This window comes from Agromyces sp. NPDC055661, from assembly GCF_053618135.1.
On sequence record NZ_JBSHHC010000002.1, the window covers coordinates 226,692 to 248,153 of the forward strand.

Genomic DNA, 21,462 nt, shown 5'->3' on the forward strand with positions numbered 1-21,462 from the left:
GCCATCCCACCGACCTCCACACACAGCGCTTCCGCGCTGCCGTCGTGCCGCCCGCCCAGGGCTGCGCCGGTGCCATGTGACGACACGTACCCCACTGAGGACCCACCAATGGCCAACGCCACCCGCAACGACCTGCGCAACGTCGCGATCGTCGCCCACGTCGACCACGGCAAGACGACCCTCGTCGACGCCATGCTCAAGCAGACCAACTCGTTCGCCGAGCACGCCCACGTCGACGAGCGCGCGATGGACTCGAACGAGCTCGAGCGCGAGAAGGGCATCACGATCCTCGCGAAGAACACCGCGGTCGAGTACCGCGGTGCGCACGCGAACGGCGGCGCCGTCACCATCAACGTGATCGACACCCCGGGCCACGCCGACTTCGGCGGCGAGGTCGAGCGCGGCCTCTCGATGGTCGACGGCGTGGTGCTCCTCGTCGACGCCAGCGAGGGACCGCTGCCCCAGACGCGCTTCGTGCTGCGCAAGGCGCTCGAGGCCCGCCTCCCGGTGATCCTGCTCGTCAACAAGACCGACCGGCCCGATGCGCGCATCGACGAGGTCGTCGCCGAGAGCCAGGACCTGCTCCTCGGCCTCGCGAGCGACCTCGCCGACGACGTCCCCGACCTCGACCTCGACGCGATCCTCGACGTGCCCGTCGTCTATGCGTCGGGCAAGGCCGGCCGCGCCTCGAGCACGAAGCCGGCCAACGGCAGCCTGCCCGACAGCGACGACCTCGAACCGCTCTTCGCGGCGATCCTCGAGCACGTTCCCGCGCCGACCTACGACGACGAGGCGCCGCTGCAGGCGTGGGTGACGAACCTCGACGCGTCGCCGTTCCTCGGCCGCCTCGCGCTGCTGCGCGTCTTCAACGGCACCATCCGCAAGGGCCAGACGGTCGCGTGGGTGCGTCACGACGGCTCGCACTCGAACGTGCGCATCACCGAGCTCCTGAAGACGAAGGCGCTCGAGCGCTTCCCCGCCGAGGAGGCGGGCCCCGGCGACATCATCGCCGTCGCGGGCATCGAGGACATCACGATCGGCGAGACCCTCGCCGACTCCGAGGACGTGCGCCCGCTGCCGGCGATCCACGTCGACGACCCCGCGATCTCGATGACGATCGGCACGAACACGTCGCCCATCGTGGGCAAGGTCAAGGGCCACAAGCTCACCGCGCGCATGGTGAAGGACCGCCTCGACCGCGAGCTGGTCGGCAACGTGTCGCTGAAGGTGGTCGACATCGGCCGCCCCGACGCGTGGGAGGTGCAGGGCCGCGGCGAGCTCGCGCTCGCGATCCTCGTCGAGCAGATGCGCCGCGAGGGCTTCGAGCTCACGGTCGGCAAGCCGCAGGTGGTCACCCGCACCGTCGACGGCAAGGTGCACGAGCCCTTCGAGCACCTCACGATCGACGCGCCTGAGGAGTACCTCGGTGCGATCACGCAGCTCCTCGCCGCGCGCAAGGGCCGCATGGACAACATGGCGAACCACGGCACGGGCTGGGTGCGCATGGAGTTCATCGTGCCGAGCCGCGGGCTCATCGGGTTCCGCACCGAGTTCCTCACCATCACGCGCGGCACCGGCATCGCGAACGCGATCTCGCACGGCTACGACGAGTGGGCCGGCGCCATCATGACGCGCAACAACGGCTCCATCGTGGCCGACCGCGCCGGCGTGGTCACCCCGTTCGCCATCATCGCGCTCCAGGAGCGCATGACCTTCTTCGTGAACCCCACGGAGGAGGTCTACGAGGGCATGGTCATCGGCGAGAACTCGCGCAACGACGACATGGACGTGAACATCACGAAGGAGAAGAAGCTCACGAACATGCGTTCGTCGACGGCCGACACCTTCGAGTCGATGACGCCCTCGCGCCAGCTCACGCTCGAGGAGTGCCTCGAGTTCGCCCGCGAGGACGAGTGCGTCGAGGTCACGCCCGAGAAGGTGCGCATCCGCAAGGTCGAGCTCGACCAGACGGCGCGCGCCCGCGCGGCGTCGCGCCTGAAGAAGCAGGGCTAGCACGCCCGTACGAAGGACGCCCGGGAGTGCACCTCGGGCGTCCTTCGGCGTCTCCGGTGGGCCCGGCCATTGAATCGTTTCGGGAAAGCGTTCTCAGGGCTTTCCCAGATAACGGTTCGATAACGGAGGAACCTCCCAGACTCGGTGCGTACGGTAGGCGAGATTGTCTCAACGCCCCCGAACCCGAATACGTAACGCACTGCATGACTTCCCCCAAGCACGGCCGTCGAGCCGCCTCAACGCCCCCTGTCCGCTTCACCACCCGCAGCACCCGAGCGACCCGTGAGTCCGCCGCACGCTCCAGCGAGCGTCGCGAGGCCGCGGCAGCCACGGCCTCGACGCCGACGACCCGTCCCGACGGCCGTCGTCGGTCGCTCCGCCCGGCCGTCTCGGTGCTCGCGATGTCGTTCGTCGGCGGCATGATGATCGCCACGAGCGTGCCGGCGCTCGCCATCAGCGCGACCGACGCCGAGCCTCGCGCCTCGGTCTACGCCCCCGTCGACGACACGATCTCGCTCGACCCGCAGACGCTCGACGTCGCGAGCGAGGCCGTGCTCGAGCCCATGATGCCCGGCGGCTACTCGGTCGAGGCGGCTCCGCCGCCCATCACGAGCGAGGTCGCCGGCCTCGGCTCGGTCTCGGTCGTCGAGTCCGGCCGCATCGTCTGGCCGGTCGTCGACTGGTCGAAGCGCGCCTCGGGCTTCGGCCCCCGCGAAGCGCCGTGCGACGGCTGCTCGACGTATCACGACGGCGTCGACTTCAATCCCGGCAACGGCACGCCCGTCATGTCCGTCGCCGACGGTGTCGTCGTGCTCGCCACCGAGGACGGCGGCGGGCTCGGCGTGAACGTCGAGGTGCAGCACAACATCGGCGGCGAGCTCGTCACGACCTCGTACGGCCACATGCAGTACGGCTCGCTCCAGGTGTCCGAGGGCCAGCAGATCACCGCCGGCCAGCAGATCGGCCTCGTCGGCACCACCGGCCAGTCGACCGGCCCGCACCTGCACCTCGAGATGTTCGGCGCCGACGGCGTCCGCTTCGACGGGTTCGCCTGGCTCTCCGAGCACGTCAACGCCTGACGAGTGCCGCGGATGCCGCGGGGCGGGCGCGTGCGTGCGCCCGCCTCGCGCTGCATCCGGCGCCGTCGCCGCCGTGATGCCCTGACGTCTCAGGCGCCCCCGAACCGCGGCTCGCGCTTCTCGAGGAAGGCGGCGACGCCCTCCCGCATGTCCTCGGTGCGGAACGCGTCCTCGAACGCGCCGACCTCGAGGTCGCTCGCGACCGCGGTGGGCTGGCCGGCCGCCTCGACGAGCACGCGCTTGGCGGTGCCGACCGCGGTGGGGGAGTTCGTCGCGATCAGGTCGATCGTCGCACGGGCTCCGTCGAGGAGCGCCGCGCGGTCGGCGAAGCTGCGGGCGACGAGGCCCGAGTCGAGCGCCTCGTCGATCCCGATCCGCCGTCCGGAGTAGATGAGCTCCTTCGCGCGTGCGAGGCCCACCGCGCGCGGCAGCCGCACGGTGCCGCCGAAGCCGGGGATGAGGCCGAGCTTCACCTCTGGCTGGCCGAACGTCGAGGCATCCGTCGCGTAGATGAGGTCGCATGCGAGCGCCATCTCGAGCCCGCCGCCGAGTGCGTAGCCGTCGACGCAGGCGATGACCGGTGCCGGGAGCGCCTCGATCGCGGCCGCGGCGCGGTGCCCGCGACGCGAGAGCTCGGCGGCCTCCTCGGGTGTCAGCGCGGTCATGGCGCGGATGTCCGCCCCGGCGACGAACGCCCGCCCGCCCTCGCCGACGAGCAGGACGCCGCGGATCTCCGGCACCTCGTCGGCCAGCGCCGTGAACGCGGCCTCGAGCTCCTCGAGCACCGACGCCGAGAGCGCGTTGAGCGCGGCGGGCCGGTCGATCACGACGATCGCGACGTTGGCATCGCGCTCCACGCGCACCGCCCGCTCGCCGTCGCCCCCGGTCGCTGCAGCATCCGACATCGTCATCGCGTCCTCTCCCGGCGGCGCCGGCGCCGCGCCTCACCCACGCTACGGCATCGTCGCGCCCGGGCGCCGGGAGATAGACTCCGAGCGAGCGGATGCCGCGGCTCCGTGCCGCGCACACGGCTCGCCCTCCGCCATCGACCGCCACCGAGGAGTCCGCCATGTCGACCCCGACCCGCACACGTGCCGCGATCGCCCTGGCGGTCGCCGGCGTCACCGCGTCGCTCCTGACCGGCTGCAATCCCGTCGACGCCGTGCAGCAGGGGGTCGAGGAGGCGATCGAGAGCGCGACCGGCGGCGACGTCAGCCTCGGCGAGCTGCCCGAGGGCTTCCCCGAGTCGGTCCCCGTGATCGACGGCTCGATCGCGGGCGGCGCCGGCGGATCGGCCGAGGGCACCGAGGGATGGACGGTCGTGGTCACGTCCGACGCCGCCGACCCGATGGCCGATGCGGCGGCCGCGCTGGAGGGCGCGGGCTTCACCAAGGACCCGTCGATCGCGACCGGCGGCATGGGTGCCGAGCTCTACTCCGACGGCGAGTACACCGTGCTGCTCGTGGGCCAGGGCAAGAACGTCTCGTACACCGTCACCCCGACGCAGCAGTGAACGACCAGCAGAGCCCGACGCTGCTCGCGCGCGTCGGCACGTACGCCCTCGCGTTCCTCATCGGCGTGATCTACGGCGCGGTCGCCACGGTCGGGCACCGGCAGAGCCTCCGCATCGGCGACGTCGAGGTCCCCTGGGGCCTCGCGCTCGCCCTCGTCGGCGTCTTCGCACTCCTCCTCGGCATCCGGCTCGTGGCCGGCGGTCGCTGGGCCGCCGCGGCCGCCGGCGCCGGCATCGTGGGGATCGTCGCGCTGCTCACGCTGCCCGGCCCCGGCGGCTCCGTGCTCGTCGCCGGCGACCTCGTCGGCACCATCTGGGCGGTGGGACCGGCTCTCATCGCCGTGTTCGTCGTGGCGTGGCCGAGCCTGCCCGCACGACGCACCGCCGTCGCCGACGGCGCATAGACTGGTATCCCAGCCATCCGAGAGGACAGCGAGTCACCGTGACCTATGTCATCGCCCTGCCGTGTGTCGACGTCAAGGACCGGGCCTGCATCGACGAATGCCCCGTCGACTGCATCTACGAGGGTGAACGCTCGCTGTACATCCACCCCGACGAGTGCGTCGACTGCGGCGCCTGCGAGCCCGTGTGCCCCGTCGAGGCGATCTACTACGAGGACGACCTCCCCGAGGAGTGGGCCGACTACTACAAGGCCAACGTCGAGTTCTTCGACGAGGTCGGCTCGCCGGGTGGCGCTGCGAAGGTCGGTGTGATCCCAAAGGACCACCCGATCATCGCCGCCCTGCCTCCGCAGGGCCACTGAGCATGGCGAGAGGCGACCTGCCCGACTACCCCTGGGACCTCATGGGCCCCTACCGGGACCGGGCCGAGTCGCACTCCGGCGGTATCGTCGACCTGTCGATCGGCTCGCCCGTCGACCCCACGCCCACGATCGTGCGCGAGGCGCTCGCCGTCGCGACCGACGCGCACGCGTACCCGACCACCGTCGGCACGCCCGAGCTGCGCGCCGAGATCGTGCGCTGGTTCGAGCGGCGCCGCGGCGTGCCCGGGCTCACCGAGGCGAACGTGCTGCCGACGATCGGCTCGAAGGAGCTCGTCGCGCTGCTGCCGTTCCTGCTCGGCCTCGGCGACGGCGACATCGTCGTGCACCCGCGCGCGGCGTACCCCAGCTACGAGATGGGCGCGGTGCTCGTCGGCGCGACCGCCATGGCCGCCGACGACCCGGCCGACTGGCCCGTCGGCACGCGGCTGATCTGGCTGAACAGCCCCGGCAACCCCGACGGGCGCGTGCTCACGATCGAGGAGCTCCGCGCCGCCCGCGCCCGCGCCCGCGAGCTCGGCGCCGTGATCGTCGGCGACGAGTGCTACGCCGAGCTCGGCTGGGAGGGCCGCTGGGTCGACGAGCCCGTGCCGAGCCTGCTCGACCCGGCCGTCACCGACGGCGACCGGCGCGACACCCTCGTCATCTACTCGCTCTCGAAGCAGTCGAACATGGCCGGCTACCGCGCGGCGTTCATGGCCGGATGCCGCACGCTCATCGCGCGCATCACCAACGTGCGCAAGCACGCGGGGCTCATGCTGCCGCAGCCGCTCCAGCACGCGATGGTCGCCGCCCTCGGCGACGAGGCGCACGTCGCGGAGCAGAAGGAGCGGTACCGGGCGCGCCGCGGCATCTTGAAGTCGGCACTCGAGGACGCCGGGTTCCGCATCGACCGCAGCGAGGCCGGGCTCTACCTCTGGGCGACCGAGGGTCGCGACGCGTGGGACAGCCTCGGCCGCCTCGCCGATCTCGGCATCCTGGGCGGGCCCGGGCACTTCTACGGGGTGCACTTCCCCGAGCACGTGCGGCTCTCGCTCACGGCGAGCGACGAGCGCATCTCCGCGGCCGCGGAGCGGCTCCGGGCGGTCGCCTCGGCGTGAGCCGGGGCAACCCTGTGTGTACCCCCAACGGAAGCCCTGATCTCTTGGCGGATGCCACAGTGTGCCGCGAGCACGTCTAGGCTGTATTCGGATCCGCGGCCCTTCGGCCCCCAATTCGGAAAGCAGGTGACCGCGAACGTGACGATCACAGGAGGCGCCGTGAGCGACGTCGTGACCCCGGCGAGCGGGCAGAACCCCCAGGCCGCCACCCTGTCCTTCCCGGGCGGCACCGCGGAGTTCCCGATCCGCACGGCCGTCGACGGCAATTCGAGCATCGACCTGTCGACCCTCACCCGCCAGACCGGCCTCACCGCGCTCGACTACGGCTTCGTCAACACCGCGTCGACCCAGTCGAAGATCACCTACATCGACGGCGAGCAGGGCATCCTGCGCTACCGCGGATTCCCGATCGAGCAGCTCGCCGAGCATTCCACGTACCTCGAGGTGGCGTGGCTGCTCATCTACGGCAGCCTGCCGACGACCGACCAGCTCGGGGAGTTCGACGAGAAGATCCGCCGGCACACGCTGCTGCACGAGGATCTCAAGCGGTTCTTCTCCGCGCTCCCGCACACCGCGCACCCGATGGCCGTGCTCTCGAGCGCCGTCTCCGCGCTCTCGACCTACTACGAGGACTCGTCGGACCCCCATGACCTCGACGACGTCGAGCTCACGATGGTGCGCCTGCTCGCGAAGCTTCCCGTCATCGCCGCCTATGCGCACAAGAAGAGCATCGGCCAGGCGTTCCTCTACCCAGACAACTCGCTGAGCTTCGTCGACAACTTCCTGCGGCTCAACTTCGGCAACATGGCGGAGCCGTATGCGATCGACCCGGTGCTCTCGAAGGCGCTCGATCGGCTGCTCATCCTCCACGAGGACCACGAGCAGAACGCGTCCACGTCGACCGTGCGACTCGTCGGCTCGACGGGTGCGAACCTCTACGCGTCGATCTCCGCCGGCATCCAGGCGCTCTCGGGCCCGCTCCACGGCGGCGCGAACGAGGCCGTGCTGCAGATGCTCGCACGCATCCGCGACTCGGGCGAGGGCGTCGCGAAGTTCGTCGAGCGCGTCAAGCGCAAGGAGGACGGCGTCAAGCTCATGGGCTTCGGCCACCGGGTCTACAAGAACTACGACCCGCGCGCGAGGCTCGTGAAGGAGTCGGCCGACGAGGTCCTCGCGGGCCTCGGCGTCAACGACCCGCTCCTCGACCTCGCGAAGGAGCTCGAGCAGATCGCGCTGGAGGACGACTACTTCAAGGAGCGTCGCCTCTACCCGAACGTGGACTTCTACACGGGCGTGATCTACAAGGCGATGGGCTTCCCCACGCGCATGTTCACCGTGCTGTTCGCGATCGGCCGCCTGCCCGGCTGGATGGCGCACTGGCGCGAGATGAACCTCGACCCGCAGACGAAGATCGGCCGTCCGCAGCAGCTGTACGTGGGCGAGCCGGCGCGCGGCTACCCCTCGGCCTGAACCTCAGCCTCCGGCCGGCTGCAACTGCAGCGTGTCGCCGGCGGCCTCGCGCACGGCGTCCATGGTGAACGGCCACTCGCGCGTCTCGCCGTCCTGCCAGAGCGGAGCCTGGTCGGCGTAGTGCGGGTGGAACGCGTGCCCCGACGCGCCCGTGAGGTTGACCCACCGTGACGCGTCGAGGTCGTCGAGGTCCACGATCATGCGCATCGACGGCACCCAGTCCACGCCGTACCCGATGCTCGCATCCCAGCCGATCGCGTTCACGATCGACGAGCCGCCGCCGACCTCGTACGGCCCGCGGTTGAACAGCCACTCGATCGGGCCGATGCCCGACTGCCCGAAGCTCTGGTTGGTCAGCGTGAGCGTGTGCAGGAGGCCCCAGCGCCACCGGTCGGGGTCGGCGCCCATGCGGTTGGACGACTCGTCCCACGCGTCGTCGAGGGCCTGCGCGAGCATGGCGTCGCGACCGGCGACGCCCTGGTCCTCATTCGTCCACCAGCGTGCATCGGGCTCGTCGAGCAGCCCGTCGACCACGCCATACCAGCGGTCGCCGCCCACGGGCCGGGTCGCCTCGGGCAGCGAGCCGAACATGTCGTCGAGGAGGTTGCGCCAGAACACCGCGAAGTACGCGGCCTGGCCGCTGTCGACGTCGGCGCGGCCGTCCCAGCCGTCGAGCAGGTCGGCGCCGCGGGCCGCGTCGCCCTCGAGCGACAGCTCTGCGATGACGGGCAGGATCGCCGCGGCGTTCATGTCCGCGGTGTCGAGCTGCATCTCGGCGAGGTCGTCGGCGGTGAGCTTCTCGCCGTCGGCGATGCGCTCCTGCAGCATCCGCTCGATCGTCTCGGCCCGGTAGCCGAGGTCCCAGTCCTGGGTGAGGACGGGCCCGTCGCGGCTGACGGCGTTGTTGGCGGTGATGATCCACCCGCGGTCGGGGTTGAGCATCGAGGGCAGCTGGTCGAAGGGCACCATGCCGCTCCAGCCGTTGTCGCTCGTCCAGCCGGGCATGGGCACGGTGCCGTCGCCCGAGCGCCGGATCGGGATGGAGCCGGGCGCCTGGTAGCCGATGTTGCCGTCGACGTCGGCGTAGACGAGGTTCTGGGCGGGCACGTCGAAGAGGTCGGCCGCGGCGCGGAAGGCGGCCCAGTCCTTGGCCCGGTTCAGCGCGAAGACGGAGGCGGCGGTGGTGCCCGGGGTCAGGGCCGTCCACTGGAGCGACAGCTCGTACCGACCGTCGGGGGCGCCGGATGCCGCGGGGTACTCGGCCGCGATCTCGCCGAAGTCCGAGCCGATGTCGGTCACGATCGGCCCACGCGCCGTGGAGCGCACCGTGATGGTGACGGGGTCGCCGCCGGCCACGTCGATGGTCTCCTCGCGGAGCGTGAGCGGCACGACCTGCCCGTCGAGCTGGTAGGTGTCGCCGTCGACCTTCTCGAGGTAGAGGTCGGCCACATCGGGCCCGAGGTTGGTGAAGCCCCAGGCGATGCGCTGGTTGTGGCCGATGATCACGCCCGGCAGGCCCGAGAACGTGTAGCCCGCGACGTCGAAGTCGCAGTCCTCACGGAGCTCGGCGCAGTGCAGGCCCATCTGGGTCCAGATGGAGGGCATCGCGGGCCCGAGGTGCGGGTCGTTGGCCAGGAGCGGCATCCCCGACTCGGTGAGCGCGCCCGAGACGACCCACGAGTTCGAGCCGAGCTCGCCGCCGTCGGGCCCGAGCAGCTCGGGCACGTCGTCGAGCAGCGCCGCGAGCGACGACAGGGGCTCGGCGATCGCCGCGGCCGTCTCGGGGTCGAGGGTCGAGGGCGAAGCGGATGCCCCGTCGGGCAGCGCCTCGGCGTCGAGGCCGGCCGGCGCCGCCTCGGCCGGCATCCCCTTCATGATGGTCGGCATCGAGTCCCACGCGAATCCGGGGTGCAGCCGCGCGACCTCCTCGGCGGGCAGCTCGCTCGCGAGGAGCGCGCGGTCGACCTCGTCGACGAGGTTGGATCGGAGGTCCCAGGCCATGGCCTTGAGCCACGCGATGGAGTCGACGGGCGTCCACGGCTCGGGCGTGTAGCCCGGGTTCTGCAGGCCCAGCACGGCGTACTCGAGGGAGAGGTCGGCGCCGGTGCGCTCCTGGAGGTACGCGTTGACGCCCTGGGCGTACGCCTCGTAGTAGCCGCGCGTGGCCGGATCGAGCAGCGCGTACTCCTGCTCGGCGATGCCGCGCCAGTCGAGCGTGCGCACGAACGCGTCGGTGGCGACCTGCGACTCGCCGAAGAGCTCCGCCACGCGTCCGGCGGTCACGTGTCTGCGGAAGTCCATCTCCCAGAACCGGTCCTGCGCGTGCACGTAGCCCTGCGCGAGGAAGAGGTCGTGGTCGGTCTCGGCGACGAGCTGCGGGATGCCGGCGTCGTCGCGGTAGACCGTCACCGCGGCCGTGAGGCCCGGCACCTCGAGGCGGCCGCTCGTGGTCGGGAAGGAGCGCTGCACCGTCCACCAGCCGAGGCCCGCCGCGGCGACCACGAGCACGAGCACCGCGATGAGCAGGCCCGTCAGGAACGCGAGTCCCCGGTGCCGGTGGGTCCTGGGTGCGTCGGTCCCCACGTCACTCCTTCGTGATGCGCACGGCGACGGCCGCCGACCGGCGGCCTGAGGACCCCACTGTAGTCGACGTCGCCGTGCGTCGCGTCAGGCGTGCAGCGCGGCGTTCAGGGCGACCCCGTCGCCCGTGCGCGAAAGCACCTCGACCTGTCCGTTGAGCGAGTTGCGACGGAACAGCAGGTTCGGCACGCCCGAGAGCTCGAGGGCCTTCACGGTGCGGCCGGCCTCGCCCGAGCCGCCCACGACGACCACCTTCGTGCCCGCCGTGACGTAGAGCCCCGCCTCGACGACGGAGTCGTCGCCGATGGAGATGCCGATGCCCGAGTTCGCGCCGAGCAGGGCGCGCTCGCCGATCGCGACGCGCTGCGTGCCGCCGCCCGAGAGGGTGCCCATGATGGACGCGCCGCCGCCGATGTCGCTGCCGTCGCCGACCACGACGCCCTGCGAGATCCGGCCCTCCACCATCGACGTGCCGAGGGTGCCGGCGTTGAAGTTCACGAAGCCCTCGTGCATGACCGTGGTGCCGGGCGCGAGGTGGGCGCCGAGGCGCACGCGCGAGGCATCCGCGATGCGCACGCGCTCGGGCACGACGTAGTCGAGCAGGCGCGGGAACTTGTCGACCCCGGTGGCGTGGATGCCGTCGCGCTGCAGGGCGGGGCGCAGCCGGGCGAAGTCGGTCGGATGCACCGGGCCCGCGTTCGTCCACACGACCGCGGGCAGGTGGCCGAACACGCCGTCGAGGTTGACCTCGTTGGGCCGCACGACGAGGTGCGACAGCAGGTGCAGGCGCAGGTAGGCGTCGGACGTTCCCGCGGGCGGCGCGTCGAGGTCGATCACGACGGTGACGGGCTCCACCGACACCGCGCGGCGTTCGTCGCGCTCGGCGAGCGCGCGCAGCTCGACCGGCACGGGCGATCCGTCGTCGACGCCGAGCGCGGGCGACGGGTACCACGTGTCGAGCACGGTCCCGTCGGCGGCGACCGTCGCCAGGCCGTGACCCCAGGCGGTGCGGGCAGGGGAGGAGGCGGCGTCGTTCGTGGCGGGCATGACTCCAGCGTATCCGCGGGCCGCCCGCCCGCGGCATCCGTGACGCACGTGGTCGCTCCGTAGACTCGGAGCATGCCTGCTGACGCCTCGCCCCGGCCCGTCCTCGACCTCACCGCCGACTCGGTGGCCATCACGCAGGCGATCTGCGACGTGCCGAGCGTCTCGGGCGACGAGACGCTGCTCGCCGACCTCGTCGTCGAGGCCCTCGCGGATGCCGGGCACCTCGACCTCATCCGCGACGGCGACACCGTGGTGGCCCGCACGAACCTCGGCCGGGAGCGCCGCGTCGTGATCGCCGGGCACCTCGACACCGTGCCGGTCAACCGCAACCTGCCGACCCGGTTCGAGACGGTCGACGGCGAGCGCTACCTCTGGGGTCGGGGCACGGTGGACATGAAGGGCGGCGTCGCGGTGCAGCTGAAGCTCGCTTCGGAGCTCGCGGATCCCGCGTACGACATCACCTGGATGTGGTACGACCACGAGGAGGTCTCCGCCGAGCTCAACGGCCTCGGACGCCTCGCGCGCAACCGGCCCGACCTGTTCACGGGCGACTTCGCGATCCTCGGCGAGCCGTCGAACTCCCGCGTCGAGGGCGGCTGCAACGGCAACCTCCGGGTCGAGCTGCGCGCCTACGGCGTGCGCGCGCACTCCGCGCGCAGCTGGGTCGGCGACAACGCCGTGCACAAGCTCGCGCCCGCGCTCGAGCGGCTCGCCGCCTACGAGGCCGAGACCGTCGAGGTCGACGGGCTCGCCTACCGAGAGGGACTGAACGCCGTGGGCGTCTCGGGCGGCATCGCGGGCAACGTGATCCCCGACGAGGCGATGCTGCACGTGAACTACCGCTTCGCGCCGAGCCGCACGGTGGCCGAGGCGATCGAGATCGTGCGCGACCTGTTCCCCGAGTACGAGCTCACGGTCGTCGACGAGGCGGAGGGCGCCCGGCCGGGCCTCGACGCCGAGTTCGCGCAGCGGTTCGTGGCCGCGGTGGGCGGGCCGGCGCATCCGAAGTACGGCTGGACGGACGTCGCGCGGTTCAGCGCGATGGGCATCCCCGCAGTGAACTTCGGGCCGGGCGACCCGCTGAAGGCGCACGCCGACGACGAGCGCGTCGCGACCGACCAGATCCTGCAGTGCGAGCGCGCGCTGCGGTCGTGGCTCACCGGCGCGGCCTGAGCGGGGCCGCCGTGACGAGCACGCCGATCGAGCGGGAGCGCGATCCGTTCCGCGCCACCCGGTCGTCGCCGCGCGTGCGGTGGCGACTGCTGCCGTGGTGGGCGAAGGTCGCGATCGTCTACGCCGCGTCCCGCCTCGTCACCACGGTCATCGTGCTGTCGCTCGCGAGCGCGCAGGGCCCGAACCCGTGGACGCCGGCCAAGCCCGGCTACTTCGAGTACGCGAACATGTGGGACGCGCTCTGGTACCAGCTCATCTGGCTGGGCGGCTACCCGTCGACCCTGCCGCTCACCGCCGAGGGGCACGTCGGAGAGAACGCGTGGGCGTTCCTCCCGGTCTACCCGGCGCTCGTCGGCTCGCTCACGTGGCTCGCCGTGCCGTGGAACGTCGCGTCGGTGCTCGTCTCCGTGGCCGCCGGGCTCGGGGCCGCGCTCGTGTTCCACCGGCTCATGTCGCGCTTCCTCGAGCCCGACCGCGCCCTGTTCGCGGTCGTGCTGTTCTGCGTCGCGCCCGTCGCGCCGATCATGCAGTTCGGCTATGCCGAGTCGCTCGGATTCCTCTGGCTGGCGCTCGCGCTCCTGTTGCTCGTCGACCGTCGCTACGGCTGGCTCTTCCCGGTGGTGCTCGCGTGGTCGTTCACGCGCCCCGGCGCGCTCGCGTTCGCGCTGGCGCTGGTACTGCATTGGGCGTGGCGTTGGTTCCGCCGCGACACGGAGCCGTTCCCCGTGCGCGAACGCGTGCTCGCGGCATCCGCCGCCGTGTTCTCGGGGCTCGCAGGCCTCGCCTGGATCGCCATCGCCGGGATCGCGACCGGCGACCTCATGGCCTACTTCGACACGGAGCTCGCGTGGCGCTCGGCCTACATCGGGTACCGCGAGCTCGTGCCGTTCACGGCGTGGTTCCTGTCGGGGGAGTGGTGGCTGCAGCAGCCGATGGGCACCATCGCGGTCATCGCGCTCATCCTCGCCTTCGCGGTGTTCCTGGCCTCGCCGGCGGTCCGGCGCCTCGGGACCGACATCCGGTTCTGGTCGATCAGCTACGCGCTCTACCTGCTGGCCGTGTTCTTCCCGCAGTCGAGCACGTTCCGCATCCTCGCGCCGCTCTTCCCGCTGCTCGGCGCGTTCGCCCTGCCGCGGTCCAAGTGGTACCGCTCGGGACTCGTCGTGCTCTTCCTGCTGCTCCAGGTCGGCTGGCTCCTCATCTGCTGGGGCGTCGACGGGCGCGACTGGACGCCGCCGTGATGCGTGCGCACATCTCCTGATGAGCGGCGGAATCGAGCGTGCGGATGCCGCGTCGCGCGCGCTCGGGGCGTTGGAAGCGTTGTCCACAAGCCGGCCGGGATTTCCCAGCGCCGCTCGGGATGGCCGATAATGGGAAGATCAGCCACGAAAGGGGTAGCTCAATGGCGGCCATGAAGCCACGCACCGGAGACGGGCCTATGGAGGCTGTGAAGGAGGGTCGCCTCATCATCGTGCGGGTTCCGCTCGAGGGAGGCGGTCGTCTCGTCGTCTCGGTGAACGACGCTGAGGCCAAGGAGCTCTACGACGTCCTCGGCGGCGTCGTGAATCCCGCCTGAGTCAGGCCCCCAGCTTCACGATCTGGAGCAGGCCGTCTCCCGCAGGGGAGACGGCCGTCGCAACTGCCGACGAGGCCGAGAGCTCGGAGATGAGCTCGCGGAAGGCGGTCGCGGCGTCGTCCCGGCGCGCCGGGTCGGCGACGCGACCCTTCCAGAGCGCACGGGCGACGAGCACCGAGCCGTAGGGCTTCGCCAGGCGCAGCCCGTGCTCGACGTACTCGATCACCGACGGGGCATCCGCGTCGATGACGACGATGTCGTAGGAGCTCTCGTTCATGCGCGGGAGCACCTCGCTGGCGCGTCCGGCGATGAGCCGGACGCGCGCGGGCGCGATCCCGGCGTCGGCGAAGTGCTCGCGGGCGTGCTGCTGGTACTCGTTCTCGGTGTCGATCGACGTCAGCATCGCGCTGCGCACGGTCTGCAGCATCCACAGGCCCGACACGCCCACGCCGGTGCCCACCTCGATGACGGACTCGGCGCGCGCGGCCGCGGCGATGACGCCGAGCTGGGCGCCGACGGCGGGTGAGACCGGGTCGATGCCGAGCTCGAGGGACTGCTGCCTGGCCTTCGCGATGGCGTCGGACTCCACGACCGACTCGTCGACGTACTTCCAGTTCAGGTCTCGATCGGACACTTCGGCTCCCGGTGATCTCTCGACCCCCAAGCCTACGGTGAGGCGCTTGCGGCGAACACACGCCTCGCCGCCCACTATCCTGTAGTGGTGTTCGGTCTGACGTTCGAGAAGCTCCTCATCATCGGGGTGATCGCCGTCTTCCTGCTCGGGCCCGAGCGACTCCCGCACTACGCCGCGCAACTCGGCCGTCTCGTGCGCTCGCTGCGCGACATGGCGAGCGGCGCGAAGGACCGCGTCAAGGAGGAGATGGGCTCCGACTTCGACGACGTCGACTGGCGCAAGCTCGACCCCCGGCAGTACGACCCGCGGCGCATCATCCGCGAGGCGTTGACCGATGTCGACCCGTTCGCCGAGCCCGAACCGGCGAAGCCCGTCGTGGCCCGCGCGACCGTGAACGAGAACTCGGCCTACCTGCAGCACAAGCGCAAGCGCGAGGTGCTCGGCGCCGGCGAGACCGCACCGTTCGACTCCGAGGCCACCTAGCCTCGAACCACCTCGGCGTCGCGCACCTCAGCGGCGACGGATGCCGCGCAGCACGCGTGCGAGCAGCATGAACGGCTCGGCGAGCAGCGCCACCTCGCGCCCGCTCCGGGGCAGCTGCAGGAGCCCGGTCGCCCTCGAGATCGTGACGGGCTCCACGAACCGCATGAGGCCCTCGGGTCCGTTGCGGCGGCCGACGCCCGACGACTTCACGCCGCCCATCGGGGCGTCGACCGAGGCGAAAGAGCCGCGGTACGCCTCGTTGATGTTCACGCTGCCCGCCTCGAGCGCCTCGGCGACCCGCCGCGCGCGTCTCGGCGACGTCGTGAAGACGGAGGCGTTGAGGCCGTAGTCGCTCGCGTTCGCAGCGAGCACCGCCTCCTCCTCGGAGTCGACGAGGTAGAGCGACGCGACCGCGCCGAAGGTCTCCTCGGCGTGCACGCGCATCTCGGGCGTGACGCCCGTGAGCACCGTGGGCTCGAAGAACCACGGTCCGACGTCGGGGCGCGCGTGGCCGCCGGCGAGCACGGTCGCGCCCTTGCCGAGCGCGTCGTCGAGGTGCGCCTGGACGCGGTCGAGCTGCGCGGCGGTCGCGAGCGAGCCGAAGTCGGAGCCGTAGTCGAGCGACGATCCGAGGGTCGCGGACCCGAGGCGGTCGACGAGCGCCTTCGTGAACGGCCCGGCGACCTTCCGCTGCACGTAGATGCGCTCCATCGAGACGCAGAGCTGGCCCATGGCCGAGAAGCAGCCGAACGCGACATCCGCCGCGGCGCGCTCGGGGTCGACGTCGTCGAGGACGATCGCGGCGTTCTTGCCGCCGAGCTCGAGCGACGCGCCGACGAGGCGGCGGCCGGCCTTCTCGGCGATCCGCCGGCCGACGGCCGTCGAACCGGTGAAGCAGATGAAGTCGACCTCGTCGGTGAGCGCCTCGCCCACCTCGTCGGCCGGCCCGGCGACGACCGCCCACAGCGCCTCGGGCACGCCGGCGTCGACGAACGCCCGCCGCAGGGCGAGGATCGACAGCGCACCCTGGTCGTCGGCCTTCTGCACGACGGCGCAGCCGGCCGCGAGCGCGGGCACGACGTCCATCGCGGCGAGGCTGAGCGCGTAGTTCCACGGCGTGATGACGCCCGCGACGCCCTTCGGGCGGTAGCGCACGCGCGTGGTCATGACGAGGGGGATGCCGGCGCGACGCCGTCGGCCGTGCAGCACGCGCCGCGCGGCGAGCGCGTTGTAGCGGGTCACGGATGCCGCCTGGAAGACCTCCTCGAGCGCCTGCCCGCGCGTCTTTCCGCTCTCGAGCTGCACGAGGTCGAGCAGGAGCTCGCGTCGGTCGAGGAGCAGGTCGTGCGCGCGCAGGAGCACGCGGCGACGCTCGGCGAACCCGGCGCGCGCCCAGGCGAGCTGCGCGAGGCGGGCGCGGGCGACCGCGTCGCGCACGTCGTCGGCGCTCGAGCGTGGCAGCTCGTGCAGGGTCCCGCCGGTCGAGGGGGTGGGGACGGCGGTGGTCTCGGAACCCGACGCGACGACGTCGTCGGCGAGGCTCCGGTACAGGTCGGGGGAGGCCATCGTGGCACGCATGAGGCACAGTCTAGGTCAGTTGTCCCACTTCGCCGTTCGATGAGTACACTGCCTCCATGACCGCACCGGAGCGATCCCTGTCCCGTGGCGTCGTGACCAGGTATGCGATCGGCTCGATCGGCACCGGCGGGTTCGCGACGCTGCCCGGCCTCGTGCTCGTGTACTACCTGACCGACACCCTCGGCGTCGCCGCGCTCGTGGCCGGGCTGGTGGTGACCGCCGCCAAGGTGTGGGACGTCGTGATCGACCCCTGGATCGGGGAGCGCAGCGACCGGGCGCTCGCCCGCACCGGCACGCGCCGCACGTGGATGATCGTCGGCGCGGTCGCGCTGCCCGTGGGCTTCGTGCTCACGTTCGCGGTGCCCGCGGGGCTCGACCCCGCGGCATCCGGCACCTGGGTGTTCATCGCGTTCCTCGCGACGGCGACGGCCTTCAGCCTGTTCCAGGTGCCGTACATCGCGCTGCCGGCCGAGCTCACGAGCGACTACGACGCCCGCACGCGACTCCTCACCTGGCGCGTGGTGGTGCTCACCGTGGCGATCCTGCTGTTCGGCGCGGGCGGCCCCGAGGTGCGCGCCGCGTTCGCCGACGAGCACGTCGGCTACCTCGTGATGGCGGTCGTCGCCGGCGTCGTGATCGGGGCGGGCATGCTCGTGGCATCCTTCACTGCTGTTCGCGGCGCGCCGACCGGCCCGCACGAGCCGCGGAGCCTCCGCGCCGGATACGCCGAGGGCTTCGGGGCGCTCCGCCGCAGTCGCCCGTTCCGCGACCTGCTCGCGGCCTTCGTGCTGCAGGGGCTCGCGACCGGCGTCATGCTCGCGGGCGCCCAGTTCGTCGCGACCTGGGTGCTGCACGACGAGAGCGCCGTGACGTTCCTGTTCATCGCGCTCATCGCGCCCGCGGTGCTCTGCGCGCCCGTCTGGCAGCAGGTCGCCCGACGGGTGGGCAAGGAGCGCGGTTTCGCCATCGCGAGCATCCTGTTCGCCGTGGCCGCGGCGTCGCTCGTCGGCATGCTCTGGGCGCCCGGCGCCTGGGTGTACGCACCCGTCGCCCTCGCGGGCGCCGCCTACGCGGGCATGCAGTCCCTGCCCATGGCGATGCTGCCCGACGTGATCTCGCACGACGCCCGCCAGCACGGCGAGGGTCGCGCGGGCAGCTTCGGCGGCATCTGGACCGCCGGCGAGACGGCCGGCATGGCGCTCGGCGCGACGTTGCTCACCATCGCGCTCGCGATCACGGGCTACGTCGAGTCGGCCGGATCGACGGTCGTCGAGCAGCCCGCCGCGGCGGTCGTCGGCATCGTCGTCAGCTTCAGCCTGCTGCCCGCGGCGCTCGTGCTGCTGAGCCTCGTGCCGATCGGACGCTACCCGCTCAGAAGGCATGACATCCAGGCGGATGCCGCGCTCCGGGCGGTGGCCCTGTGAGCGTCTTCCGGCGCGACCCCGCCGAGGTCATCGCCGAGCTCGAGTCCCTCCGCGCCGCCGACGCGCCGACGCACGGCGGACGCGTGCTCTCGTACGTGTACGACTCCGGCGAGCACGCGCTCGACGAGCTGGCGGGCGAGGCCGCACGCCTCGTGCAGCCCGTGAACGGGCTCGACCCGACCACGTTCACGTCGGTCGCCGCGATGGAGTCGGCCGTGGTCGGCTTCGCCCGACGGGTGTTCCACGGCGAGGCTGGCGGCGCGGGTGCTGGCGACGGGGATGGCGCCGAGGCCGACGCCGACGTCGTGGTCGGCTCGGTGACATCGGGCGGAACCGAGAGCTGCATCCTCGCGGTGAAGACGGCCCGCGACGCCTGGCGCGCGGCCCGCGAGGGCACGCCGCGCATCCCTCGGCTCGTCGCGCCCGTCACGGTGCACGCGGCGTTCCACAAGGCGGCGGAGCTGCTCGGCCTGGCGCTCGACCTCGTCCCCGTCGACCCCGCGACCGGCGCCCCGCGCGTCGACGACCTCGAGGAGCGCCTCGGCGACGACGTCGCGCTCGTGGTCGTCAGCGCGCCCTCGTACCCGTTCGCGACGCTCGACCCGGTCGCCGAGGTCGCCGCGATCTGCGCCACCCGCCACATCGCGCTGCACGTCGACGCCTGCATCGGCGGGTTCGCGCTCGCGTTCTGGCCCGGTGAGCTGCCGGCTTGGGACTTCGCGGTGCCGGGCGTGACGAGCCTCTCGGCCGACCTGCACAAGTACGGCTACGCCCCGAAGGGCGTCTCGGTGCTGCTCACCCGAGGACGCGACCGCCAGCGCCGCCAGTACTTCGCGACGACGGCGTGGCCCGGCTACCCGGTCGTCAACCCGACGCTCGCGGGCTCCCGGCCGGCCGGACCGCTCGCGGCGTCCTGGGCGATCGTGCAGGCGCTCGGCGAGCCCGGCTTCGTCGAGCTCACGGGCCGCGCGGCCCGGGCGACCGCCGCGCTCCGCTCGCTCGTCGACGGCATCGAGGGCCTCCGCGTGGTCGGCGACCCCACCGGTCCGCTGCTCGCGGTCGCGACCGACGACGAGGTCGCGCCCCGTGGTCGGGTCGACCCGCATCACTGGGCGGATGCCGCACGCACCGCGGGCTGGCACCTGCAGCTGCAGCCCGGACTCGTGCAGTCCGACGGCACGCGACTGCCGCACACGACGCACCTCACGATCACGCCCGTGACGGAGTCCGTGCTGCCCGAGCTGTCGGCCGCGCTCGTGGCGGCGGCCGACGCCGTGCGCGGCGCGCCGCCGATCGACGGCGGCGAGCTGCTCGCCGGACTCTCCGCGCAGCTGCCCGGCGGCGCGGACGCGCTCGCCGTGGCATCCGTTCGACAGGCTCAGGGCGCCGCCGCGGGCCTCGACAGCGATTCGGCCGCGTCGCTGCTCGCCGCGTTCGGGCTGCTCGGCGGCGCGGGCGCGACGGGTGCACTGCCCGATCGGCTGGCACCGGTGCTCGCGCTCGTCGAGGCGCTGCCCGGCCCGCTCACCGAGCGGCTGCTCGTGGAACTGCTCGCCCGGGTGGTCGAGCCGCGCCCGGCGGGATCCGACTAGCGCTGCTCAGCCTGCGCTGCTCAGCCCCCGAAGCGGACGCTGGCGACCGTCATCGTGCCGTCCTCGTCGACCCGCACCACGCAACGGACCGTGCGCTCCTGGCTCTCGCCGTCCTCCTCGTAGGACACCGATCCCTGCGTGCGGTACTCCGCGTCGTCGACCTGCTGGACGTCGGAGAACAGCGGCAGGTCCTCGACGGTGTTGCCGCGGGCCTCGAGGTCGTCCTGCACGGCGGTCAGGCACAGCGACTGCACCTGCGCGTCGGGGTCGGACGACGACGCGCCGCCGGTGTAGCGGAGGAAGGTCGCGACCAGGCCGATGCCGAGGAACACGAGCATCACCGGGATCGCCCACCGCGCCCACTCGGGGAGGTCCGAGAACCAGCCGCCGCCCTTCGACCCGGAGGATGTGGATCCACTCGACTGCGGCGCGTCCGTCATGCGTCGCATGCTAGTCCGCGGTCGTCGCCGCGTCGATGGACCTGTCGGGGGGGTCCTAGCCGGCGGGAGCCTCCAGCCCGCAGCGCTCGCCGTAGTACGCGTACAGCTCGGCCTTGAGCCCCCGATCGCTCGGCACGTCGAGGCGACCGGCCCGTCCGTCGCTCGTCTCGATCTCGAAGGGCAGGATCGTGCCGCGCTTGTCGTCGGCGATGGCGTGCGCGTCGCAGCGCGCCGGCCGCACCGGCAGGGTGAGCACGAGCGGCGGGTCGCCGGCCGCGACGTCGACGCCGAGCGTCCAGTCGATGCCGTCCTCGGCGTTGAGCAGCGTGGTGCCGTACACCCGGTCGATGCGCATGGTCGTGTCGCCGGCGGCCACGGGCTCGATCGTCACGTCGATGAACGCGCGCCGATCGGGGCCGCTGCCGGTCGAGCGCAGGTGCTCGGGCAGCACGATCGCGGCGACGTCGGCGACGGACTCGGCCAGGCAGTCCTCCGCGTTCACACGCGCGACGGTGTCGAACGGATCGTCGGCGGTGAGGTCGCCGGACGCCTCGATGCCGGACGCGGTGCGGGTGCTCACGTGCACGACGACCGGCCCGGGTTCGGCGTCGCACCGGCTCTCGGGCAGGTCGAGCCGGATCGCGATCGCGTCGCCGCTGCCGCCCAGCTCGAACGGCTTCGTGCGCTCGAGCCCCTCGGCGAACGTCGGCGTCTCGACCTCGAACCCCTCGACCGTGATCGGCTCGGCGCCGGAGTTGACGAACCGCACCACGAGCCGCCCGTTCACGACGTCGAGGCGGCCCTGCTGGATGGCGACGGCGAGGCCGTCGGGCAGCGGTTCCTGGGCCGGCGCCGCGGGTGCAGCACAGCCGGCGAGCACGGTCGCAGCGGTTGCGATGGCGCCGACGAGCGCGAGCGAGCGGATGACGCGGCGGTGCGGCATCCCGTCGACGAGCTCAGGGCGGCGCCTGCTCACCGT

20 protein-coding genes are annotated in these 21,462 nt (G+C 72.2%); 13 read left to right on the forward strand and 7 right to left on the reverse strand.

The genetic code is table 11. From position 1 onward, the window contains the following. The first annotated feature begins 108 nt into the window (after positions 1–108). Together typA and ACWGO8_RS14640 are read left to right on the forward strand one after the other, a co-directional pair. The gene (typA, locus tag ACWGO8_RS14635; RefSeq protein ID WP_452043771.1) at positions 109–2,013 is read left to right on the forward strand and encodes a translational GTPase TypA; all 1,905 of its coding nucleotides are present in this window, start codon (positions 109–111) and stop codon (positions 2,011–2,013) included. A 203-nt stretch (positions 2,014–2,216) separates the two neighbouring features. Next, on the forward strand, positions 2,217–3,092 hold the full coding sequence (locus ACWGO8_RS14640; protein ID WP_452043772.1) for a M23 family metallopeptidase: 876 nt from the start codon (positions 2,217–2,219) through the stop codon (positions 3,090–3,092). Positions 3,093–3,181: 89 nt separating this feature from the next. Here the strand turns inward: ACWGO8_RS14640 and ACWGO8_RS14645 are convergent, their stop codons facing one another. Continuing rightward, on the reverse strand, positions 3,182–4,003 hold the full coding sequence (locus ACWGO8_RS14645) for an enoyl-CoA hydratase/isomerase family protein (protein ID WP_452043773.1): 822 nt from the start codon (positions 4,001–4,003) through the stop codon (positions 3,182–3,184). Between the two features lie 158 nt (positions 4,004–4,161). Here ACWGO8_RS14645 and ACWGO8_RS14650 point away from each other — a divergent pair, with 158 nt between their 5' ends. From ACWGO8_RS14650 to ACWGO8_RS14670, 5 genes are all read left to right on the forward strand, one after another. Beyond that, positions 4,162–4,605, forward strand: a complete 444-nt coding sequence (locus tag ACWGO8_RS14650) for a hypothetical protein (RefSeq protein WP_452043774.1) — start codon at positions 4,162–4,164, stop codon at positions 4,603–4,605. Beyond that, positions 4,602–5,009, forward strand: a complete 408-nt coding sequence (locus ACWGO8_RS14655; RefSeq protein WP_452043775.1) for a histidinol dehydrogenase — start codon at positions 4,602–4,604, stop codon at positions 5,007–5,009. The genes ACWGO8_RS14650 and ACWGO8_RS14655 overlap by 4 nt, the downstream gene beginning before the upstream one ends. 38 nt (positions 5,010–5,047) lie before the next feature. Beyond that, the gene (gene fdxA / locus ACWGO8_RS14660; RefSeq protein ID WP_148734475.1) at positions 5,048–5,368 is read left to right on the forward strand and encodes a ferredoxin; all 321 of its coding nucleotides are present in this window, start codon (positions 5,048–5,050) and stop codon (positions 5,366–5,368) included. 2 nt (positions 5,369–5,370) lie between these two features. Beyond that, positions 5,371–6,486: a succinyldiaminopimelate transaminase gene (gene dapC / locus ACWGO8_RS14665; protein WP_452043776.1), complete on the forward strand. Its 1,116-nt coding sequence runs from the start codon at positions 5,371–5,373 to the stop codon at positions 6,484–6,486. Positions 6,487–6,645: 159 nt separating this feature from the next. Further along, positions 6,646–7,956, forward strand: a complete 1,311-nt coding sequence (locus tag ACWGO8_RS14670) for a citrate synthase (RefSeq protein ID WP_452043777.1) — start codon at positions 6,646–6,648, stop codon at positions 7,954–7,956. Between the two features lie 3 nt (positions 7,957–7,959). Here ACWGO8_RS14670 and ACWGO8_RS14675 read toward each other — a convergent pair whose 3' ends face one another. Both ACWGO8_RS14675 and dapD read right to left on the reverse strand, forming a co-directional pair. Next, positions 7,960–10,539 (reverse strand): penicillin acylase family protein, encoded by a 2,580-nt coding sequence (locus ACWGO8_RS14675; protein ID WP_452043778.1) that lies wholly within the window; start codon positions 10,537–10,539, stop codon positions 7,960–7,962. Positions 10,540–10,623: 84 nt separating this feature from the next. Beyond that, positions 10,624–11,583, reverse strand: a complete 960-nt coding sequence (gene dapD / locus ACWGO8_RS14680; protein WP_452043779.1) for a 2,3,4,5-tetrahydropyridine-2,6-dicarboxylate N-succinyltransferase — start codon at positions 11,581–11,583, stop codon at positions 10,624–10,626. A gap of 72 nt (positions 11,584–11,655) precedes the next feature. Here dapD and dapE point away from each other — a divergent pair, with 72 nt between their 5' ends. The 3 genes from dapE to ACWGO8_RS14695 all read left to right on the forward strand — a co-directional run bounded on the left by dapE (position 11,656) and on the right by ACWGO8_RS14695 (position 14,332). Next, a complete protein-coding gene (gene dapE, locus ACWGO8_RS14685) occupies positions 11,656–12,756 on the forward strand; it encodes a succinyl-diaminopimelate desuccinylase (RefSeq protein ID WP_452043780.1) in 1,101 nt (366 codons plus the stop codon). Positions 12,757–12,767: 11 nt separating this feature from the next. Next, positions 12,768–13,997, forward strand: coding sequence for a hypothetical protein (locus ACWGO8_RS14690; RefSeq protein WP_452043781.1), 1,230 nt, complete (start codon positions 12,768–12,770; stop codon positions 13,995–13,997). Between the two features lie 161 nt (positions 13,998–14,158). After that, complete coding sequence (locus ACWGO8_RS14695; RefSeq protein ID WP_067875042.1) at positions 14,159–14,332, forward strand: DUF3117 domain-containing protein; 174 nt, start codon at positions 14,159–14,161, stop codon at positions 14,330–14,332. A gap of 1 nt (position 14,333) precedes the next feature. Here ACWGO8_RS14695 and ACWGO8_RS14700 read toward each other — a convergent pair whose 3' ends face one another. Next, positions 14,334–14,966 (reverse strand): O-methyltransferase, encoded by a 633-nt coding sequence (locus ACWGO8_RS14700; protein WP_452043782.1) that lies wholly within the window; start codon positions 14,964–14,966, stop codon positions 14,334–14,336. Between the two features lie 84 nt (positions 14,967–15,050). Here ACWGO8_RS14700 and ACWGO8_RS14705 point away from each other — a divergent pair, with 84 nt between their 5' ends. After that, entirely contained in the window at positions 15,051–15,449 is a 399-nt protein-coding gene (locus ACWGO8_RS14705) for a twin-arginine translocase TatA/TatE family subunit (RefSeq protein WP_376955478.1), read from the forward strand. 27 nt (positions 15,450–15,476) lie between these two features. Here the strand turns inward: ACWGO8_RS14705 and ACWGO8_RS14710 are convergent, their stop codons facing one another. Then, a complete protein-coding gene (locus ACWGO8_RS14710; protein WP_452043783.1) occupies positions 15,477–17,027 on the reverse strand; it encodes a succinic semialdehyde dehydrogenase in 1,551 nt (516 codons plus the stop codon). 56 nt (positions 17,028–17,083) lie between these two features. Between ACWGO8_RS14710 and ACWGO8_RS14715 the strand changes: the two genes are divergently transcribed. Continuing rightward, positions 17,084–18,451, forward strand: coding sequence for an MFS transporter (locus ACWGO8_RS14715; protein ID WP_452043784.1), 1,368 nt, complete (start codon positions 17,084–17,086; stop codon positions 18,449–18,451). Continuing rightward, positions 18,448–20,043 carry a pyridoxal phosphate-dependent decarboxylase family protein gene (locus ACWGO8_RS14720; RefSeq protein ID WP_452043785.1) on the forward strand — a complete coding sequence of 532 codons (1,596 nt, stop codon included), beginning with the start codon at positions 18,448–18,450 and terminating at the stop codon, positions 20,041–20,043. Before ACWGO8_RS14715 ends, ACWGO8_RS14720 begins: the two co-directional genes overlap by 4 nt. Positions 20,044–20,063: 20 nt before the next feature. On the opposite strand, the gene ACWGO8_RS14725 is transcribed toward ACWGO8_RS14720, so the two are convergent. Further along, entirely contained in the window at positions 20,064–20,483 is a 420-nt protein-coding gene (locus ACWGO8_RS14725; RefSeq protein ID WP_452043786.1) for a hypothetical protein, read from the reverse strand. A gap of 55 nt (positions 20,484–20,538) precedes the next feature. After that, positions 20,539–21,459 (reverse strand): hypothetical protein, encoded by a 921-nt coding sequence (locus tag ACWGO8_RS14730; RefSeq protein WP_452043787.1) that lies wholly within the window; start codon positions 21,457–21,459, stop codon positions 20,539–20,541. Positions 21,460–21,462 lie beyond the last annotated feature (3 nt).

Coding starts and splice junctions, on each gene's coding strand:
- ACWGO8_RS14645 (WP_452043773.1), bottom strand. CDS start 4,003: ATGACGATGTCGGATGCTGCAGCGACCGGGGGCGACGGCGAGCGGGCG.
- dapC (WP_452043776.1), top strand. CDS start 5,371: ATGGCGAGAGGCGACCTGCCCGACTACCCCTGGGACCTCATGGGCCCC.
- ACWGO8_RS14650 (WP_452043774.1), top strand. CDS start 4,162: ATGTCGACCCCGACCCGCACACGTGCCGCGATCGCCCTGGCGGTCGCC.
- dapD (WP_452043779.1), bottom strand. CDS start 11,583: ATGCCCGCCACGAACGACGCCGCCTCCTCCCCTGCCCGCACCGCCTGG.
- dapE (WP_452043780.1), top strand. CDS start 11,656: ATGCCTGCTGACGCCTCGCCCCGGCCCGTCCTCGACCTCACCGCCGAC.
- ACWGO8_RS14710 (WP_452043783.1), bottom strand. CDS start 17,027: ATGCGTGCCACGATGGCCTCCCCCGACCTGTACCGGAGCCTCGCCGAC.
- typA (WP_452043771.1), top strand. CDS start 109: ATGGCCAACGCCACCCGCAACGACCTGCGCAACGTCGCGATCGTCGCC.
- ACWGO8_RS14725 (WP_452043786.1), bottom strand. CDS start 20,483: ATGACGGACGCGCCGCAGTCGAGTGGATCCACATCCTCCGGGTCGAAG.
- ACWGO8_RS14640 (WP_452043772.1), top strand. CDS start 2,217: ATGACTTCCCCCAAGCACGGCCGTCGAGCCGCCTCAACGCCCCCTGTC.
- ACWGO8_RS14695 (WP_067875042.1), top strand. CDS start 14,159: ATGGCGGCCATGAAGCCACGCACCGGAGACGGGCCTATGGAGGCTGTG.
- ACWGO8_RS14715 (WP_452043784.1), top strand. CDS start 17,084: ATGACCGCACCGGAGCGATCCCTGTCCCGTGGCGTCGTGACCAGGTAT.